Source organism: Salinivibrio sp. IB868, from assembly GCF_001995655.1.
Taxonomy (GTDB): domain Bacteria; phylum Pseudomonadota; class Gammaproteobacteria; order Enterobacterales; family Vibrionaceae; genus Salinivibrio; species Salinivibrio siamensis.
Genome location: NZ_MUEW01000004.1, coordinates 175,452 through 194,933, shown reverse-complemented (window position 1 = coordinate 194,933; position 19,482 = coordinate 175,452). Strand labels below are relative to the sequence as shown.

At 48.9% G+C, this 19,482-nt stretch carries 17 protein-coding genes and 1 tRNA gene; 7 read left to right on the top strand and 11 right to left on the bottom strand.

Features of this window, described 5'->3' with window-relative positions:
* Positions 1 to 273 precede the first annotated feature (273 nt).
* Positions 274 to 1,632, top strand: coding sequence for a hypothetical protein (locus tag BZG20_RS06385; RefSeq protein WP_046075657.1), 1,359 nt, complete (start codon positions 274 to 276; stop codon positions 1,630 to 1,632).
* On the opposite strand, the gene BZG20_RS06380 is transcribed toward BZG20_RS06385, so the two are convergent.
* From BZG20_RS06380 to BZG20_RS06370, 3 genes are all read right to left on the bottom strand, one after another.
* Positions 1,629 to 3,548: a bifunctional diguanylate cyclase/phosphodiesterase gene (locus tag BZG20_RS06380; protein WP_077578475.1), complete on the bottom strand. Its 1,920-nt coding sequence runs from the start codon at positions 3,546 to 3,548 to the stop codon at positions 1,629 to 1,631. The two genes, BZG20_RS06385 and BZG20_RS06380, sit on opposite strands and share 4 nt — an antisense overlap.
* 103 nt (positions 3,549 to 3,651) lie before the next feature.
* On the bottom strand, positions 3,652 to 4,167 hold the full coding sequence (locus BZG20_RS06375) for an oxidoreductase (protein WP_162274050.1): 516 nt from the start codon (positions 4,165 to 4,167) through the stop codon (positions 3,652 to 3,654).
* Between the two features lie 323 nt (positions 4,168 to 4,490).
* Positions 4,491 to 4,868 (bottom strand): glutaredoxin, encoded by a 378-nt coding sequence (locus BZG20_RS06370; RefSeq protein WP_046075659.1) that lies wholly within the window; start codon positions 4,866 to 4,868, stop codon positions 4,491 to 4,493.
* A 194-nt stretch (positions 4,869 to 5,062) separates the two neighbouring features.
* Between BZG20_RS06370 and BZG20_RS06365 the strand changes: the two genes are divergently transcribed.
* Complete coding sequence (locus BZG20_RS06365; RefSeq protein WP_046075660.1) at positions 5,063 to 5,905, top strand: 2OG-Fe(II) oxygenase family protein; 843 nt, start codon at positions 5,063 to 5,065, stop codon at positions 5,903 to 5,905.
* An 82-nt stretch (positions 5,906 to 5,987) separates the two neighbouring features.
* Here the strand turns inward: BZG20_RS06365 and BZG20_RS06360 are convergent, their stop codons facing one another.
* Positions 5,988 to 6,995 (bottom strand): ABC transporter substrate-binding protein, encoded by a 1,008-nt coding sequence (locus tag BZG20_RS06360; protein ID WP_077578474.1) that lies wholly within the window; start codon positions 6,993 to 6,995, stop codon positions 5,988 to 5,990.
* A gap of 133 nt (positions 6,996 to 7,128) precedes the next feature.
* Here BZG20_RS06360 and BZG20_RS06355 point away from each other — a divergent pair, with 133 nt between their 5' ends.
* Positions 7,129 to 7,881: a PilZ domain-containing protein gene (locus tag BZG20_RS06355; protein ID WP_077578473.1), complete on the top strand. Its 753-nt coding sequence runs from the start codon at positions 7,129 to 7,131 to the stop codon at positions 7,879 to 7,881.
* Between the two features lie 10 nt (positions 7,882 to 7,891).
* Here the strand turns inward: BZG20_RS06355 and BZG20_RS06350 are convergent, their stop codons facing one another.
* The 3 genes from BZG20_RS06350 to BZG20_RS06340 form a co-directional block, all read right to left on the bottom strand.
* Positions 7,892 to 9,016 (bottom strand): PQQ-dependent sugar dehydrogenase, encoded by a 1,125-nt coding sequence (locus BZG20_RS06350; protein WP_077578472.1) that lies wholly within the window; start codon positions 9,014 to 9,016, stop codon positions 7,892 to 7,894.
* A gap of 12 nt (positions 9,017 to 9,028) precedes the next feature.
* Positions 9,029 to 9,268: a DUF465 domain-containing protein gene (locus BZG20_RS06345; protein WP_046075664.1), complete on the bottom strand. Its 240-nt coding sequence runs from the start codon at positions 9,266 to 9,268 to the stop codon at positions 9,029 to 9,031.
* 103 nt (positions 9,269 to 9,371) lie between these two features.
* The gene (locus tag BZG20_RS06340; protein WP_077578508.1) at positions 9,372 to 11,246 is read right to left on the bottom strand and encodes an alkaline phosphatase D family protein; all 1,875 of its coding nucleotides are present in this window, start codon (positions 11,244 to 11,246) and stop codon (positions 9,372 to 9,374) included.
* A 236-nt stretch (positions 11,247 to 11,482) separates the two neighbouring features.
* Between BZG20_RS06340 and BZG20_RS06335 the strand changes: the two genes are divergently transcribed.
* Positions 11,483 to 11,558 (top strand) — tRNA-Asn (locus tag BZG20_RS06335).
* Positions 11,559 to 11,681: 123 nt separating this feature from the next.
* Here the strand turns inward: BZG20_RS06335 and BZG20_RS06330 are convergent.
* Positions 11,682 to 13,289: a peptide ABC transporter substrate-binding protein gene (locus BZG20_RS06330; RefSeq protein ID WP_077578471.1), complete on the bottom strand. Its 1,608-nt coding sequence runs from the start codon at positions 13,287 to 13,289 to the stop codon at positions 11,682 to 11,684.
* A 321-nt stretch (positions 13,290 to 13,610) separates the two neighbouring features.
* On the opposite strand from BZG20_RS06330, the gene BZG20_RS06325 reads away from it, so the two are divergent.
* Positions 13,611 to 14,231, top strand: coding sequence for a glutathione S-transferase family protein (locus BZG20_RS06325; protein ID WP_077578470.1), 621 nt, complete (start codon positions 13,611 to 13,613; stop codon positions 14,229 to 14,231).
* Between the two features lie 13 nt (positions 14,232 to 14,244).
* Here BZG20_RS06325 and BZG20_RS06320 read toward each other — a convergent pair whose 3' ends face one another.
* Positions 14,245 to 14,907: a glutathione S-transferase gene (locus tag BZG20_RS06320; RefSeq protein ID WP_077578469.1), complete on the bottom strand. Its 663-nt coding sequence runs from the start codon at positions 14,905 to 14,907 to the stop codon at positions 14,245 to 14,247.
* Positions 14,908 to 14,997: 90 nt separating this feature from the next.
* Positions 14,998 to 15,576, bottom strand: a complete 579-nt coding sequence (locus tag BZG20_RS06315) for a hypothetical protein (RefSeq protein WP_077578468.1) — start codon at positions 15,574 to 15,576, stop codon at positions 14,998 to 15,000.
* Positions 15,577 to 15,719: 143 nt separating this feature from the next.
* On the opposite strand from BZG20_RS06315, the gene BZG20_RS06310 reads away from it, so the two are divergent.
* Positions 15,720 to 17,276: a cryptochrome/photolyase family protein gene (locus tag BZG20_RS06310; protein WP_241829523.1), complete on the top strand. Its 1,557-nt coding sequence runs from the start codon at positions 15,720 to 15,722 to the stop codon at positions 17,274 to 17,276.
* Between the two features lie 48 nt (positions 17,277 to 17,324).
* Here BZG20_RS06310 and BZG20_RS06305 read toward each other — a convergent pair whose 3' ends face one another.
* Positions 17,325 to 17,963, bottom strand: a complete 639-nt coding sequence (locus BZG20_RS06305; RefSeq protein ID WP_046075670.1) for an OmpA family protein — start codon at positions 17,961 to 17,963, stop codon at positions 17,325 to 17,327.
* 285 nt (positions 17,964 to 18,248) lie between these two features.
* On the opposite strand from BZG20_RS06305, the gene yiaY reads away from it, so the two are divergent.
* Entirely contained in the window at positions 18,249 to 19,397 is a 1,149-nt protein-coding gene (yiaY, locus tag BZG20_RS06300; RefSeq protein ID WP_077578467.1) for an L-threonine dehydrogenase, read from the top strand.
* Positions 19,398 to 19,482 lie beyond the last annotated feature (85 nt).

The following is a 19,482-nucleotide window of genomic DNA, read 5'->3' as shown; positions in this document are numbered from 1 at the left end:
ATTATATTTAGCGCTTTGATTGTAAAGTTATCTACTGTACCTGTGGATAACCCCGTTAATTTCTTTGTAGGCAATGGCGGCAGTACGCGTGAGTCGTGGAGAGCAACCCCAAGACGATCGATTGAGCAAAAAACGACCAGTTTGATTGACGCGATATGGCGGTTTTTCACTTGTGTTGCGGTAAATGTGCGATACTCGTAACACCTTGGTCGTACGCGTATTATGGGGGATGGGCTTGGTAGCAAATTTATTGGCGTTCACAGGAGAGCAGTCGTGATCACAGTAGACAAACATGAGGGCTTATCAGTCAGGGTGGCTGTGCTCAACGAGGAAGTCAGTGCCCAAGAGGTCGAGTTTTATCTCTTCGTCCCTGGTGAGCTTAAGTTTGGTAAGCATGTGCTTTCTGAAGATGAGTTTTACTACCGTGTCCTCGCCAATAGTCGAACGTATTTTACGTCTCGTTATCATCTGCCCTTGGTACATGCTCGCCTAGCCAGTCGTGACAAACTGCCAACCGAACAATATCGAGTGAGCTTGAGTCTCTATGCGTATCAGTATGCCTTATCGCTCGAAAAAGCGACGCACGATTTTTTTGAATCCGTTTCTGGGCTAGAGGATGAACAAGCGTTAGAGCAGTTAGAAGATACGATAGAGATGGCGGTGGAGATTTTACGGCGACTCCGGCGCTATAAACCGCAAAATACCAAGCTACTCAAGTATTACCATAATATAGACAACTATTTATCTTGGTTGACGGAGCAACGTTTTCTGTCGTTATTAGCCCATATGCCGCGTGGAAACGTCTACAAGGGGGTACGCCAGCAATTGATTGAATTGTGCCAAGCTGAAGAGGCACACCGCCTCGTTAACCGTTATAACTCGGATAAAGCACGGCGCGATCCCACTCGTATGGTCAATAAGATGCGCTTGGCGCGCCGCTTGATTGAGTTTCCCGTGACGATTCGCCAAGTGCCGCAGGCGCTAGGTAAAAACCTTAACAAACTGGCTAAAGCGTCCGCGACGGCGTTTGTGATGCTGTTTGTCACCACTGTTATTGTCCGTGCACGTCAATATTTAGGCGAAATCACCCTATCGTTCGTGTTGGCCATGGCGGGTGTGTATGCATTGCGAGAGATCTTTAAAGATGATTTACGTGACGCGTTGTGGCGCTGGATTCGTAAAGGACGTCCCAAGTGGCGAAAACGTTTTATTGACCCCACATCCAATCGACAAATAGGTCGGCAGTTAGAGTGGCTAGATTATATGGATTTTGCTGCCCTACCCGATGAAGTGAAGAAATTGCGTCGTGGCAAACTGCGTCAACGGGAAGAGGCGGTAGTGCGTCTTAAAGTGAAAACACAGTTAGAGACAACCCGTTTTTTGTCGGGTTATGACACCACTCGTGACGTGTGGAAATTTGATTTCCGCTCTTTTTCTCGCCTTATGGACCGTGGTAGTCAGCGCTTATATCGGCTTAATGAAGGCCAAGTACTCAAAGATTCGGTTGAAAAGCGGCATCAATTCAACCTTATTAGTTGTCAGCGGTTAAAAGGGCAGCCGACGGTGTATCAGCGTTGGAAAATTACGGTTAACCGCTCAAAAGTGGTCGATATAGAAGAAGTGTTTGATTAATCATTCATCAATAACTTGTCTTTATGATTTAAGTGATCGATGCAGAAAGCATAAAAGTCCAGTGCGGATAGCGGTTTGGCGAAGAAGTAGCCTTGGAATTCGTCAACGCCCATCTGTTTTAGGCTGGTGAGTTGTTCTTGTGTTTCGACGCCTTCGGCGACCACGCGAATATCGAGCTGATGGGCCATATGACAAATGGTATCGACTAACACATGCTGGCGCGGTGTATTGGCCATGCCGGTGACAAATGAGCGATCAATTTTGACTTTATCAAAACTAAGGTGGCTGAGTACCGACATGGATGACCAACCCGTGCCGAAATCATCCAGCGCTATCCGAATACCGACGTCGCGCAGTTGATTCATCAGCAGATTGAAGCGACCAATATCGTCGATGGTCATTGTCTCTGTGACCTCAAAAATCAGTTGTTTACGTTGTTCTGGGTGATCGGCAAATACAGTGATTACATCGGCAATCAAGGACTCGTTGAAAAACGAGTCAGACAGGTTAATCGCAATATCAATGCGGTCATTAATGGTTTGCCATTCGGTATTTAATGCCAGATAAACTTGACGCAAAAGCCAGGCGCCTAATCTCCGACCCAGGCCTGACTCTTCGGCGACATTGACGATGAGCTCTGGATCAATGGGACCAAACTCAGCATGGTCCCAGCGAATTAGACACTCACAGCCAAGGCGTCTTGACGTCGCTGCCACCATGGGTTGAAACAATACATAGAGTGTCTCTTGATAAGGGTCGTCAAGGTGAGCCTTGAGCTCATCGCGTAATTGACGACGTTGCTTCGCTTCTTGTTCGTACTCCGCTTTAAATATATCAACACTGTCTTGCGTCACAGGCGCTCGTTTGGCTTTCATCAGTGCAAGGTCCGCGTTGTTTAACAGTTGATTGGCAAACTGACGATGATTTCTAATGACATTGTCATCCAAATCGAGGCTCTTTGCGACGCCAATAGCCACCGCTAATCGATGGCCTGGGTAGACACTGTCGATCGCGCTTCGCAGCGCGTTGCACAAAGGCTGAGTAAAGAAGCTCAGCTGACGATTGTCGGTGTATGCGAGAACCGCAAACTCATTACTGCTGATCCGCGCGCAAGGATAACCGTAAGGCAAACACATGCTTTTTAATTCATTGGCTAACTGTGTTAGCGCGACATCGCCTTGTTCGTATCCCATCAGGTCATTGATGTCTTTAAAACGACGAACATCGATCAGCAATAAGGTATGTATTTGTTTTTTATGTGCTGCTTTGTAGAGATACTCCAAAAGGTAATTGCGATTGGGTAGGCCAGTGAGACTATCGTGCCATGCCATTTTTTGCTGTTTGCTACTATTGCGATAGAGGCGAAAGGCGAAAAAAATCAATAACGACATCAGTATAATGATGGCCGCGTACATGGTTTTTATTTGGTCTTGTAAAAATTCACGCTGTTCGATAGCTGCCGGCCCGGTAAAATTATTGACCATCAGATTTCGTACCTGAGGCAGCACAATATCCATTTCATGAAGAAGGCCAGAAAGTCGCTGCCGGTCACCGTTCAATACCGCTTGCTCATGTTGCTGAATTAAACGAAAAGCACGTTGTACCACGGGCTGGGCATCAAACGTACGACGCATGGGCGCAGCCTCTTGGCTGCTTAAAAACGTGTCATAACGACTCCATAGGATGTCATAGGACAGGACAAGGGACTGTTTGTCTGAGGCCGTGGCGAGGTACAAGGCGAGCTCATTACGAAACTCTAAGGTTTCGAGCTCCATTTGTGCTAAAGCCCATGCTGACAATTGGGTATGCAGTGCCTGTCGTGCGTAGGCATTATGAAACTGGTAAAGCGCTGAGGCCGCGAAGGCTAACGTGGTAAATGCAAAAATGATGAAACCGATAAGAGGGCGCTTTACCATACCAATATATTCCTTTACTGCTGTGTTTTGCCTAGCTGCTTGTGGTCTAGCCTAGAGGCTCGTGGAGTAGGCAAAAACCGTGGTTGAGCCAATAGGGCTGTTGTTATTCTTTTTCTAATATTTCAATATGGTTAACTTGCCACACCATACGGCTGTGTAAAATCTCATTATCGTACTGATTAAATTCGGATAATGGGTAGATAACCCAAATCGGCCCTTTGTCGCGAATAGGCATCCACTCGCCGTTTTTCTTGATGGCGAAAACAGGGTTGTACTTATTAATCTCGTCAGTCGGCATTTTGGACCAATAATCATTGAGGGCGTGAACTTTCAATTCATGGCCTTGCTTGTCATACGTTTTTAACAGTTTTTGTGCTGACACACCGAGAAAAACCTGCTGACCTTCCGTCCAAGGGGTTTCCGTTTCAATTGTGCGGTCGGCCAGCTGCATCAGCTCCTCACGAGTAAAGGATTGCTTGGCGACATCACCATAAATGGTCAAAATCGGTCTTGCTTCGACAGCATGACTGACCAGCATGAGACACAACAGCGCTAGCAAAATGAGTTGGTCGGTATAACGGCTTTTGCGGATAGTATATCTGGGATCGTACGTTGTCATGTCACACTCCTTATTATCTCCATCTTTTTAAAGCTAGTTTGTGATTGAATCTAACTCAAGACAGAGCGGTGACCGCCATGATATACGCTCCGAAGGAAAATGGGAAAGGGTCCATTTCTCCCGTAGTAAGGGTGGGTGGATCGTGTAAATCGATCAGACACAGTCACGAGATTTATTGTTGAATTGAAAAAGAAAACTGCCCACGCATAGGGCTAGGGCAGTTTAGCAAAGCCCGATAAAAGGCATAAGCCGGTCGGGCAACAAGGGGCAAGCGAAGGAGTCTTGTCACTAAAAACATAGACGCTAGCTTGGCGGGTGTCTAATTATTTTTCGATAATTGGTGTCGCCTGTTTGTTTAAGTAGGCAATAATATCATCCGATTCGTACATCCAGCGCGCCTCGCCGTTTGCCTGTTGGATACGCAAACAGGGTACTTTGATTCGCCCTCCCCCTTGTTCAAGCTCTTTTCTGGCATCCATGTTGCGCTTCGCGTCTTTGGTCTGAAGCGGTAAGCCGAGTTTTCGGCTTGCCTGGCGCACTTTTACACAAAAGGGGCAGGCCGCGAATTGATATAGAGTGACCTGCTGTGCCAATGTGTCCATCGCCTGCTTTTGCGCTGCGTTTAATTGAGGGGATTTGGGTTGGGTCAATGACTCTACAACCAGAATAATTTTACCTAGGATCCAACGAATAACGCCCATATAACCTCCATGCGTTGACAACGGCATAGAGTGTAACACGTGATACACGTTTGCCTATCTTGAGGTTAGATTGTGCCCTTATAGAAACAAAGCGTTTCTCTCTAAGAACAGGATGGCATTGTACCCGTTAACCTGCCTGTTAAACTATTGTTTCACTTACCTCATGATAAAAAGCAAACGATTACGAGAGCATTATGACACTGCAAGCCATTGACTTTACTGCGCCTGATGCAGAGCAGGCGTTTGTTAAATCCCTACGTGAAACAGGTTTTGGTGTATTAAAAAATCACCCATTACAGCAACAATGGGTCGCCGATATCTATCAGCAATGGGAAGGTTTTTTTAATACCGAAGACAAGCACCGCTTTACCTATAAGCCCGACACGCAAGACGGCTTTTTTCCCTCAAAAGTCGCAGAGACCGCGAAAGGCCATACCAAGCGTGATCTGAAAGAGTTCTTTCATTATTACCCATGGGGACAGTGTCCAGACGCCTTGAGAGGCAATTTACAGTCGTATTACGAGCATGCTACACATTTAGCGGAAACCTTGCTCTCGTGGGTCGAGCGCCAATCCCCATCAGATATAAGCCAACACTTCTCGCAACCACTCTCCAGCATGATTAATGGTAGCCAACAGACCTTATTGCGTGTCTTACACTACCCGCCGTTAAAGGGTGATGAAGAGCTTGGGGCGATTCGAGCGGCTGCTCATGAAGACATTAATTTGCTGACAATATTGCCTGCTGCCAATGAGCCTGGCTTGCAAGTGAAAGCGAAAGATGGGAGCTGGTTAGATGTACCTTGTGATTTTGGTAATTTAATCGTCAATATTGGTGATATGCTTCAAGAAGCATCCGGCGGTTATTTCCCTTCTACCACTCACCGTGTCGTGAACCCGGAAGGTGCGGATAAAACCAAAGCGCGTATCTCGCTGCCGCTATTTTTGCACCCTAAGCCAGATGTTGTACTGTCTGAGCGCCATACAGCTAACAGTTATTTGATGGAACGCCTCCGTGAGCTTGGCGTGATCGAGTAACACACTTTTATGCTTGCCGAGGTCATGTTTGACGCTCGGCAAGTCTTGTCTGTTTATGTCTCCCACCGTGTATGTTCTACCATTATCGCAGCGCGTCTTCGACACGTTGCGCGGTTTGTGCATCAACCCATTGATGCCAAACGGCAGGGTAGCGGCGAAGAAACTCGTCTGCGGCTATTTCACCGTCTGCTTGGTAGGTATCCATCCAAGCCAGCATGTCACTCATTACTTGGTTATCGTATTCACGGCGGCTGATATAGTTAAATGCCGCGGGCGCTTGTTTGGCAAAGGATGCTGTGGTTAGCGAATGCACGGGAGAGGTGGGAAATGCGGTGACCTGGGGTGAACGGCAGTCCGCTTGGGTGATACATTGTTTGTAGTGCGCTAAATTGACATCGGCACCCAAATCGACTTCAACCATTTCATACTTTCCCATCACAGGGGTCGGCGCCCAATAATAACCAAACCAAGGGTTTTTTCGCTCATTGGCTCGTGCGATGGTACCGGCTAAGCCTGCCGCAGAGCCTGGGTCGACAATTTCAAAGCCGGCTTTGTCCAATTCAAGGGCGTTAAAAATGTGCTGGGCTGAGATTTGACATGTCCACCCCGCCGGGCAGCCCATAAATGCGGCTTTGTCAGGGTCTTCAGGGTGAGGGAACAGCTCTGGATGCGCTTTGATACCTTCAATGGTCGCTAACTCGGGGTGTTGATCGACCATGTATTTGGGTACCCAAAAGCCTTCGTTGCCACCTTGTGAGAATGCATCGCCTGCATACCTTAACCGTCCCTCTTGCACGCCTTTATCCAACATTGCTTTGTGTGAGTTTGTCCAAAACTCTGGGGCAATATCAGGCTCGCCTTTTTCTGTCATTGAGACGCCAGTAGGCATGGTGTCGCCTGGGACAAGAGAAGCATCACACCCATACCCATGGGCTAAGATAAATTGATCAACATGTGCCATGAGTGTGGCTGAGTTCCAATTCATATCCGCGATAGAGACCTTGCCACATGCCGCGTCATCGCTGGCTTGGGCAAGGGGGGAGCAGGCCAGTATTGAGCCTATCAGTAGCCGTTTTAGCGTCCCTTTCATGATGTGTCCTTGATAGATGAGTGCTTTATGTATCGAAAAAGTAACATGGGCGAATAGGGCGATCTATACTCAACGCAACCGATCTTAATAAAAACACTGAAATCCCTATTAGCGGACGATAACGAACGCCATTATGCCAAGAAAAGAGCAACTTAATGCGATAGAAAAAAACCAAGAAGCCATCGCTTTAGCTGTCACTCACGCGGTACTTAAGTTGGGGGTGGCAACCTTGGTGCGTGTTCACATTCAGACGCCTACTAAAGCTTTGTTCCGATTTAATGGGTTGTTGATTGGCAGTGATGGACAACGTTTTTGTTATCTGCAACTGCCTAAACTGTCGAGCCAACAGAAAAAGCAGTACTTTGGGGCGGGTTATAGTTTACGTCTTCATGGTGTTTCTGCCGATGGATCGCTGATTCGATTTGGTGGAAAAGTACAAGGCTTGATGGAAGCTCACCATACCCTTTTATGTGTCGAGCTTGTGCGTGACGGTGCGAGCGCCACGCCTTTGCGCCAAGACAAGCGTTTTAATGTCGAGCTCTCTGCAGCGTTAAATATAGACGGTAAAGCCAGCGTGCCCGTGACGATACACGATCTCTCTGTGGGCGGGTGCTTGTTTTCTTACCGTGCGATTGGCTTGCAGATTGATGAGGAGCAAAGTGCAGCGCTTAGCCTGACAGGTATCCCTGCCAGCCAAGCGTTGACAATGAGCGGCGTGATATTGAGTCACCGCCTTAAAGGTGAGCGTTATCATTGTGGGCTTAAATTCGACGACCGTTCTAAGTCACGAAGCGCGTGGTTAGTCACCAATTTAGACTACGATGGTGAGCTTTATCGTCTGTCAATACCTCACAATGACGGCGAGCTTACCTCCAGCCTTTCCTAGTGCTTACCGATTACTCGGACAATGGTGTGAGCCGCAGTACACTGCCATTTCTTCTATCAGTGAGGATGAGTAAACTGCCATCACGTGCTTGGATCACATCGCGAATGCGGCCAAACTGACCCTCTAACATTCGCTCTTCATGCCTGACTTGGCCGTTCTCCAGCTCTAGCCTTACTAGCAAGCCAAACTTTAACGACCCGAGCAGTAAATCCCCCTGCCACATCGGAAACTGCTGGCTGTTCACCATCGTCATGCCTGATGGTGCGATAGAGGGATCCCAGTAATAGACAGGTTGGCGCATGCCAGGTTTGGATGTGCCTTCTCCGATCTGTGTGCCCAGTCCATAGTTAACGCCATGTGTAATGGTTGGCCAGCCATAGTTTTCACCGGCGAGGATTACGTTGAGTTCATCGCCACCTTGGGGGCCGTGCTCATGTGCCCAAATACGGGTGCCGTTGTTATCTAACGCGATACCTTGAATATTCCGGTGCCCGAAGCTAAAGACCTCCGATTGCTTACTCGGTGTTTGGACAAAAGGATTTGACTCGGGCACGGTGCCGTCATGATGAAGGCGCACAAGAGTGCCAAGATGGTCATCAGCGAATTGAGCGCGATCACGGTGTCCTCGGTCACCGAGGGTAATATACAAATACTCAGGCGTGACTAATAAACGACTGCCAAAATGGCGCCCGCCACCGCGCTTGGGAAGGGCTTTAAAGATAACGCGACTGTCAATCAGTACATCCTTAGACAGTGTGGCCACCATTATCTCAGTGCCTGCCTGCCCTTGCTCGTCGACGGCGGCATAAGAGAGGTATAAACGCTGATTGGTCGCAAAATCAGGCGCCAAAGCAATATCTAATAGCCCCCCTTGCCCCTCTTGAAACACGTTTTTCGGGGTACCTAAAATGGAGACGACCAGGCCATTGGGGGTTAAGCGCTTCAGGTTACCGTTTCGCTCAGTGATGAGCAGATCGCCATCCGGAAGTTCAGTGATCCCCCATGGGTGAGAAAAACCGGACTTCAGTGTTTCAACACGAAGGTTCACCGCCTCCGTGTTGATGGTTTTCGCGTGGGTCGCCCCTACAATGCCTAGGCAAAGAACCAACAGGCAGAGTCGATGCAACATATGCATTGTCAGCTCCTGTTAGTGCGTGCGTAGTTTTTGGTATAGACGGTCTTTGAGGTGCGCGCGCTGTCGTTTCATGGCGGTAAAAACATCGTCGCTGGTAGGGATTTGGTTCATCTCTAAACCACGAATATGATGATCGAGTTGATGATAGCGTTGTGCATCGAGCTGAAACGCTGGGTCATATTGTTTCAGGTGATGGATACGATCGCGGTGCTCTGGGAAATCAAAAACGAGTGCGTGGTTTTCTCCTTGCATAAAACCTCCTGTTATCGGCCTACCTTTAATAAGGTTAGGCCTGCTTACCGCGATTATCCAAATTTCATCGATGATAATCACGGTGATGTAGCAGGCGAGCTGTCTATGTGTTTGTCTTTTCCGGAAAAGAGACGCGTTGACCATCGGTCTTCAGAAGGCTAATGGTGCGTGGAGAGCCATCTTCATTCAGGGTGACCAATCCCACGGCGCTGGCATTGACGAGACGCTTCGGGCCTGGCGTATCAGGATCGCGCCGGTCAATGCGCATACGCTTACGTTTCGTGAGCCAATTCAGTGGAGACAGTGGGCTGAATAAAACGCGATCGCACCACTCGCAAAAGCTGAGCAGTGGCTCGGGGAAGCGGTTTTTGAAACCACTGGCAGTTATTTGCCACAAACGCGGACTATGGGTGCGAAATCGGATTCGGATATCATAAGCAAACGAGTAATGCACATCCCCAGATAAAATCACATAATTGGTGGGTGTCCGTTGATGGCGAAAAATACTGAGTAGCGTATTGGCACTCCCTGGGTGTGCCATCCAGTTTTCCGCATCGACGACAGTCGGCGCGCCCAGCCAGGTCGCGACTCGTTGCAATACTTCAATAAACTTAACACCGAACATGGGGGCGGCAGAGACGATCACCGCGCTATCATGCCTTAACAGATCATGTTGAAAATCCATCAGCGCTTCCCAGTCCATCAGGCCCGACGGTTTATTCATTCGTGACTCGGATCGCCAGCGACGAGTGCGTGTATCTAACACAACGAGATGTGGCGTCGTTGGCACCGTGTAATGCCAGTGTTCAAAGCGTAGACATTGCTCCACCATGGCCTGATGCGTCGCTGTTTGTGTGTCCAGATCGCAAACACTCATGGGCTGATAGGCGCTTTGGCGGGCGGTAGTGATAAAGTCTTGGCTAAAGTTATCGGGCGCATTGCCCCAACCTTGGCACAACCAGTAAGCCATCAGGCCATTGCCGATAATACGACGAGAAAAGGGATTGAGATACGCGGCGTGCTCCCAACCGACGGTGATATTCCAATCATCTGTGATGTCATGGTCATCAAAGATCATATAGGTTGATAGGTGTGCGAATAGTCGCTGCACGCCGGTTAAACCGGAACGAAACGCATTGAGTGCGAGTGTTTCTTGTTGATAGCGCTCGCGTTGACTGTCGGTCAGTTGGCTGGGGGCGTGAAGATGAGGTCCGTCTGTTAGCGCCCAAGAAACGGGCGCCCAAACCAGCAAATACATGGCGACGTGTTCTGCGAAGCTTATCAAGTGATTGGAGACGGTTTTGGATGTAAAAATAGGCAGTGGTTGACCAAACAGTCTCTCTAAATGGCCGCCCTTTTCCGCGCGCTGGCTAGGGAGGAGCTTACCGCGTTGAACATAGCTGTCAGGGTGTGTATCCAAGGCACGGCAGTCGACAATGGGCGCGGCCTCGAAATACTCATTTTTAAGACCTAATACGGCAATTAACCGGCGAATACGCTGCAGCATCGGCGTGGCGACGTCATCTGCGTAGATTTGATCCCCACTCATAATCAACATATTAGGCCAGTGTGTCATGGGGGTCGTGGCCAAGTGTTGGTCGAGAGTGACGAGGGCATCATCGCAGTGGTGGTGTGGGTGTCGGCATGAGCCATGCGCGATGTGGGTGGCTTTTGAGGGAATACAAAAAGAGGGAGCTTGCTCGTTGTCATACAAGATATCCGGTTGGATGTCTGCCATTCCACTGTGGTTGATCTGTATGTCGTATGACAATGGGCTATCGACGGGAAACCCATGGGCTGATCGGAGATGATGAAGCACGACCCACGCGCGCTCGCCAATACGAAACCAATGCCCGGCTGACAATGGCATGGATGCTAATATTTGGTGGTGCTGATAAACGGACACGGTACCATCATCGGGCTTTTGTGTTAGCACTGACCATAAGGTCACTTCATGCTGTGTGGTACGTCTTAGCATGGGGCCGGCAATAAACAGTGGGAGTGCGTCTTTATCCAATGTCTCTGGGTCCTTGAAGTCAGCTACTGGGTTGTATATTTGCACTTTTACCTACGTCAGTGCAAAGACGATAGTTTAATCGTCTGATTTGTTGCCTTTTTAGCCATTCGAGCCGAGTGTGTGGGGATTTATTGAAAAAAGGGTTGCACCGAGATAATGGATTGCCTATCATCTCGCTCGTTGTCGCAAAAGACGATTCCCCCATAGTTCAGTTGGTAGAACGGCGGACTGTTAATCCGTATGTCACTGGTTCGAGTCCAGTTGGGGGAGCCAAATTAAAAAGAAGCGCTAGCCGAAAGGCTGGCGCTTTTTTTGTTTTTGTGCGTATGAATAAAAACGCCACGCGTCAGAGCGTGGCGTTGGCCTCATTGATAGGTTGCCTTTATTCAGAGGCGATCAATTTTTGGTGATATACAGGTTGCGTGTATACCTCAGCTTGTTGGGGTTATCGGTGTTATACCCGCCCACTTTCGGACTCTTAATCACGCTACGGGTATAGAAATACAATGGGATCGCCGGCATGTCACGGGCGAAAATACGCTCTGCCTCTTGGTAGTACGCTTTTCGTTTCTCGGGCTCTGCGACCGTTAATGCCTGATCAAGTGCCTTGTCATAGTCTTTGTTGCCCCAACTAGTTTCATTCATGCCATCACTACTGAAGTAACTCAGGAATGTAGAAGCTTCATTGTAATCGCCAACCCACGCATAACGTGCAACTTCAAAGTCTTTTTGCAGAAGCTTTTGCAAAAAGGTTTTCCATTCTTGGTTGGCCAAGTTGACATTGACAGGAAGGTGACGCTTCCACATAGACGTCACAGCTAACGCCAGTTTTTTGTGTGACTCCATGGTGTTATAGACCAGCTCAAACTCCAGAGGGTTATCTTGGGTAAAGCCGGCTTCTGCCAACAAGGCTTTGGCTTTTTGATAGCGATCATCTTGGCTCATTTCCGCCCATTCGAGCTTAGGTGGCTCAAAATGGTTGATAGCTGGCGGTGTGGCGCTATATGCCGGAAGCTGGCCTTGACCGAGAATAATGTCGGTAATGATGTTTCTATCGATCGCATACGACAAAGCCTTACGCACTCGCACATCGTCAAAAGGCGCTTTCTCTGTATTAAACAAATAATAATAGGTCCCCAAAGACGGCATAGTGATCAACTCATCAGGGCGTTCCTTTTTAATCTGATCAAAGGCCTCAAGTGGAAAGCTCGAGGTGATATCAATTTCACCGGTACGGTAGCGGTTGTATTCAGCGTTGACATCACTGGAGGCGACATACGAGGTTTTATCAATCACCGTTTCGTCGTTATTCCAATAAAGTGGGTTACGGGCTAAATCAATTCGTTCGTTAATCACCCAGTTGGTGAGGTTATACGCGCCAGAGTTGACCATATTATCTGGGCGGGTCCAGCTATCACCAAAGGCTTCCAACGCATGCTGTGGCACCGGATAAGTAGACGAGTGGGTGAGCATATTCGGGAAGTAGGGCGTGCGGCGCTCAAGGGTAAATTCTACCGTGTGATCGTCGATGGCTTTGACGCCAAGCTGCTCAGCGGGTTTTTCACCGTCGGTGATCGCTTTGGCATTTTGGATATTGGCAGTCCCTAGGTACCAGGCATAAGGCGCGCCAGTAACCGGGTCAACCACACGCTGTAGCGTATACACTACATCGTCTGCGGTAATGGGCTCACCGTCAGACCATTTGGCTTTGCGAAGGTGGAATGTATAGGTGAGCCCGTCTTCGCTTACCTCCCAGTCTTTGGCGAGGCCAGGTACGACGTCGCCATTTGGATTACGTACCATCAATCCTTCAAACAAATCCGAGATGATTTTATTGCTGGCGGTATCACTGGACTTGGTGGGGTCTAACGTGGGTACTTCCCCCGACACCCCCCAAATAAGCGTTTGGTTTTCGGCAAGGGTGACGTCATCAGGGACTTGCGCGGCAAACGCCGAGCTGCTCAATGCGAGTGCTAGCGCACTGGCTAATACCGTTGTTTTCATAATCCTTCCTTGGTTGAGTGTTTTGTTAATAAGCCTTAACAATCAATAGATTAACGCTGATACCCGGGTAGGCCAATACGTGATGAAAGAAATGTGACATAGCTGGATAAGCCCACCGTAATTTGGCGTATCCGTTTCAGAAGTAAACATCACAAAAAGCTTATAACGAGGTGCAACCTGTTGCTGTTGTGGTGCATTATTGGTCAAGTCTTGAGGTTTTTGGCTGATCTACCCGATTACTTGCTATGGAAAAAGGATTGTGCGAGCCTCGAAGGTGCAGCCGAGCAAGGAACTGCTTTATCGCGTGACAAGGAGAGCAAAATGAAAGTTTATGGGCATCCGCTATCGATTAATGTTCAGAAAGTGATGTGGCTAATCGATGAGTTAGATTTAAGTATCGCGCTAGAAGAAGTCGATATTCACCACAATCGGCACGATGCGCAAGCGGTCGCACAGCGGTGTCCGATGCGCCAGGTGCCCGTGCTCGAAGATGGTCCCAATAGTGTTTGGGAGTCACACACTATATTGCGTTATCTCGTCGCATGTTACGGCAATAAAATGTGGTATCCCGATTGTGCCTTTCAACGTTCCTGTTATGAGCGCTGGATGGACTGGTGTTTGTCTTCTTTCCAGCCAGCCATCAAAGCCGCTTTGTTTGCCTCTGCCCCTGACGGTTCCGATGAGGGGCAAGCGAAGCAACGGGCGATGGAACAATGCCGCTATGAGTTAGAGAGAGTCAATGATGCACTCGACGACCAGCAGTATCTCACCTCAGATCGCATGACGTTGGCAGATATTGCCGTGGGAAGTTTAATCCATTGCCTTAGCCAGCAAAGCGACTGGGTGCTACCACCCAATGTTTCCCGTTGGTATCAACAATTGAGTGACCGACCCGGTTATCAACGCTGGGTGATGCAGGCAGCATCAACGCTGCCCACATAAGCGTTGGGTGGTTTTATAACGCTTGTAGAGGGCCGACAACACACAAGGCATTTTGATACCCAGGCTGTTGCTCAACGTGTTCAAGGTAGCGAAGAATATTGGCGTGCTTTTGAGCATCCAATTGCTTGCGCGCCGCTAGTAACGGAAAGCTCATCTGAATGTCGGCCGCTGTTAGCGTATCTCCACACAGCCAGGTGTGTTTGGCGAGATGTGAATCAATCATCGCAAAATGATCGCGAAGCTGTGGGGCGAGAAACTGTTCAGTGACGCCTTTCATCAGCTTTTTCGCCACGGGGCGAATAAAGAATGGCATCGGTGATTCTGGGATCTTGCTAAAGATCAAAGACATCACCAACGGCGGCATCAGGGAGCCTTCCGCATAATGCATCCAATAGCGGTACAGGCCCTTTTCTTTATCCGTGTTGGGGGTTAGCGTGCCATCGCCGTACTTGTCGATAAGATATTCAATGATCGCCCCTGACTCGGCAATCACCACATCGCCGTCTTCGATGATGGGTGCTTTCCCTAAACTGTGTATCTTCTTCAGTTCGCGAGGCGCAAGTTTGGTTTTTGGATCACGGTAGTGACGTACCAGCTGATACGGAATCGCCAGCGACTCTAATAACCAGACAATCCGCTGCGATCGCGATTGCTCTAGATGATGTAAGATAATCATAGTGGACCGTTTTTTTGACTGTAATTTAAAAACTAGGCTCGGGATTAACGTACGGATTGACAACTAATTCGATCAACGCCGAGCGCGAGATCATTGATTTAAAGAAGGAAGCACCTGGCCTTCAATACGAAGATCGGGGCTGACTGACTGGATATTGGTACCGCGGATATAGAGATTTCCGCCTACGTAGATATCGTCAGGAATGCGCTCAATGGGTGAATTTGTCAGGTATAGATTTCCTTCCACAAACAAACGGCGCGGTAATTGCGTAAGAGGTGTGTTGACGAGGCTTAAATCACCCCGAACGACTAAATTAGGAGGAAGGCGGTTAATGGCGGTATTGGTGAGGTTGATATATCCCCCCACTTTCATTCTTGGGAGTTGTCTAATCGCTGTATTGGCGGCATTAAAGTAACCACCAACATCAAGCCCACGCGGGAGACGTACGATATCACTGGCCTCGATATCCAAGTAACCTTTGGTCTTAAAACCTGCCGGTAAAGCGGTAATCGGGGCAAAGCGAAGTTTCACATTGCCATAATTGTCGATATAGCCATGAAAGCGAAGATCTTGAACAAATTGGCTTGCCGGTTCATTCATGGCACGCGCTGGCTCAGCCACTATCATTGCAATTGGGAGTAAAAAAAGCCCGACAAAGAATGCTCTCATCGCCTCGCCGCCGCATGGGTGATCAATACTGGCTCTAATGTAGAGGGTTTTCCCTAAGATTCAAGCACCCGCCAGGGTTAATCATCGAAAATGTGGTTTGCTGCGTATCGCTTAAAGCTTATTTGATAAATACCGAGGTGCCAGTGACCAATAGCCAGTACTCAACGTTGCGTCTTGTGTTAGGTGATCAACTCAACGCCAGCCACTCATGGTACAAAAAGACCGATGAAAATGTGCTGTATCTTGTTGCCGAGCTCAAGCAAGAAGCAACCTATGTCAAACATCATATCCAAAAGGTGTGCGCTTTCTTCGCTGCCATGGAAGCGTTTTCCCATGCCCTGAGTCAAGCGGGGCATCATGTTTGCTACCTAACCTTGGATGACACGCAAAATTACGAAAACTTACCGGCGTTAGTGGCTGATCTGTGCGAGCACTATCAGATCAAAACGTTTGAATATCAACGCCCGGACGAATACCGGCTAGACGAGCAATTAAAAGAGATGGCTTTACCCCAGCCTGTCACAGTGACATGCGTGGATACCGAGCACTTTTTACTGCCGTTCGATCAAATATCCAAGCAGTTCACTGCCAATAAACATCGCAAAATGGAGTATTTCTATCGCGATATGCGACGGCAGTTTGGCATTTTGATGGAGGGAGAATCTCCAGAGGGAGGGCGGTGGAACTTCGATCAAGACAATCGTAATAAACTCAAGAAAAGTGATTTAGCGGCTATTCCAACCCCCTTAATATTTAGCAATGATGTACGCGATATTTTGGCGCGTATTGAACGGCATCACGTGGCGACGATCGGAGAGCCTGCGCCAGACTTGCTCTGGCCTGTGACCCGTTCACAGGCTAAAACGTTGTTGGATCATTTTTGTCGTCACTGTCTGCCCCTGTTTGGTCAATTCCAAGACGCTATGACAGGGCAAAGCGAACACCAATGGAGTCTCTATCACAGCCGTCTATCCTTTGCGTTAAATGCCAAGCTATTGCATCCAATGCAGGTGATTGAAACGGCGATTAGCCACTTTCGAGCGGAGGAGGCGATTAACCTTGCTCAAATTGAAGGGTTTGTGCGTCAAATTCTAGGCTGGCGAGAGTATATACGCGGGGTATATTGGACAAACATGCCTGCCTACGCTAACAAGAACGCATTATCCGCGCAGCGGCCGCTTCCTCGTTTTTTTTGGACGGGCGATACCAAAATGCGTTGTGTCTCACAGGCGGTCACGCAATCCTTGCAGACCGCATACGCGCATCATATCCAACGCTTAATGGTGACGGGCAACTTTTGCCTATTGGCGGGCGTCGCGCCGGATGAGGTAGATGATTGGTATTTGTCGATTTATATCGACGCGATTGAGTGGGTTGAGATGCCTAACACCCGAGGGATGACCCAGTTTGCCGATAACGGGCTTGTGGCGACTAAGCCTTATGCCGCCAGTGGGGCCTATATTCATCGCATGAGTGATTATTGCGGTGATTGCCATTATTCGGTGAAGGACAAAACCGGCGAGAAAGCGTGCCCGCTCAACGCACTTTATTGGCATTTTATGCATCGGCATCGCGAGCGATTTGCGCATAACCCGCGTACAGCAATGCCTTATAGAAATTGGGACAAAATGGCGCCGACCCAGCGTGATGGCATCTTACGTCATGCAGAAGCGTTGCTCGAAAACTTAGATGCTTTGTAGTCTGTTTATTCGGCGCGCTCACGTACGATGAACGCGCCGGACTCATGATTACTGGGTATTAGGAACGACTTGGATCTCGACGCGACGGTTCAAGGCGCGGTTTGAGGCGCTGTTGTTCGCGACCAGAGGACGGGTTTCACCAAATCCCGAGGTATACAGGCGTGCGCTGTCAATCGATTGGCTGGCAAGGTAGCCCTTAACACTCATTGCACGGCGCTCTGACAAGCGTTGGTTGTAAGAGGCGGCACCGGTGTTATCCGTGTGTCCTTCAATGCTTAAAAAGGTTTTATCGTATTTACGCATCACTTTAGCGACGGCATTGAGGGTAGGATAAAAGTCGGCAGCAATGGCGTCTTGGTCAAGCCCAAACGTGATGTTTGACGGCATAATCAAGCGAATATTATCCCCTTCACGGACCACCTGGATGCCAGAACCAGCCAGTTCCTCACGGAAAGCTTGCTCTTGTTTATCCATGTAGTTGCCGACTGCAGCCCCTCCGATGGCACCAATCGCGGCCCCAATAAATGCGCGCTTATCCTTATGATTGGATGTCGATTTACCCGCGATAGCCCCGGTGATGGCACCAATGGCTGCGCCCTTTTGGGTGTTAGACATCGATTCACAGCCGGTGAGCGCCAAAGATGCCGTCAATACTGCCACAGCGGTGAGTTTGTATTTTTTTCCCATTGTCTTCTCTCTATTTACGCGTTAGCTACCATAACCTATCGCACGTTAGACAGTGTTCTTCAAGAAAGTGTCAAAAAAATGAATTGTTGCTGCCGTTTTAAACGATATTGAGCACGCCGATGACACAACTCTCAATTCTGCCTTTTTAGCTCTGCATCCTGTCAAGCAAATTGCGCTGGATCAAAATGTGACGAACAAACTACGTGTTACAAAAAGGCATCAAATCAAAAGGGGAGCACAGTCTCTGTGACAACCCTGTTATCCCTACAAAAGGAGCCAACGATCATGTCGAGCACTTTCTTTATCCCAGCCGTTAACCTTATGGGGGCAGGGTGCCTTGCAGAAGCGGCAGACGCGATTCAATCACACGGATTCAAAAAAGCCCTGATCGTGACAGATAAGGTATTGAGCCAAATTGGTGTGGTAAAACAAATAGCCGCACTGCTTGATAGCCGGCAGGTCGATTGTGTGGTCTATGATGGCACACAGCCGAACCCGACGACTGATAACGTGGCGCAAGGTCTGGCCCTGTTGCAGGAAAGCCAGTGTGATTGCGTGATTTCACTCGGTGGTGGCTCACCACACGATTGCGCTAAAGGGATTGCCCTGGTGGCGACTAATGGCGGGCAAATAGGCGACTATGAGGGGGTTGATCAATCTGCCAAACCGCAGTTGCCGCTTATCGCGATTAATACAACGGCAGGAACGGCATCGGAAATGACGCGGTTTTGTATCATCACCGATGAAGCGCGTCATATCAAAATGGCGATTGTGGATAAGCACACCACACCTATTATTTCTGTCAACGACCCTGAGTTAATGTTGGCTAAACCCGCCTCATTAACGGCGGCCACAGGTATGGATGCGCTCACTCACGCGATTGAAGCCTATGTGTCTACCGCGGCGACACCGATTACCGATGCAGTGGCGTTAAAAGCGATGACGTTAATCCAAGAGAATCTTCGCACCGCTGTGGCGGATGGACAAAACATCGACGCGCGCGAGCAAATGGCGTATGCCCAGTTCATGGCGGGCATGGCATTTAATAATGCGTCACTGGGTTATGTTCACGCGATGGCTCACCAGCTTGGTGGCTTTTATGACTTGCCGCATGGCGTGTGCAATGCCGTATTGTTGCCTCATGTTCAGCGCTATAACGCGCAGGTTTGCGCCGCGCGTTTGCGTGATGTTGCCACCGCAATGGGCGTGGATACGGAGAATATGACGGCCGATGAGGGGGCGAAAGCCGCCATCCAAGCCATTCAGTCGCTTTCAACGGACGTAGGAATTCCAGCTGGCTTGAATGAATTAGGTGCCAAACAAGAAGATATTGATGTGCTGACTGAAAATGCGTTGAAAGATGCGTGTGGTTTCACTAACCCGAAACAAGCAACACACGACGAAATCGCCAAGATTTTTATGGAAGCCATGTAGCACTGACGTTATCCCGTGATCATTGAGCGGAAACAGGCCTGAATATCCAGGCCTGTTTTATTGGTGAATCCGTGAAACACGCGAG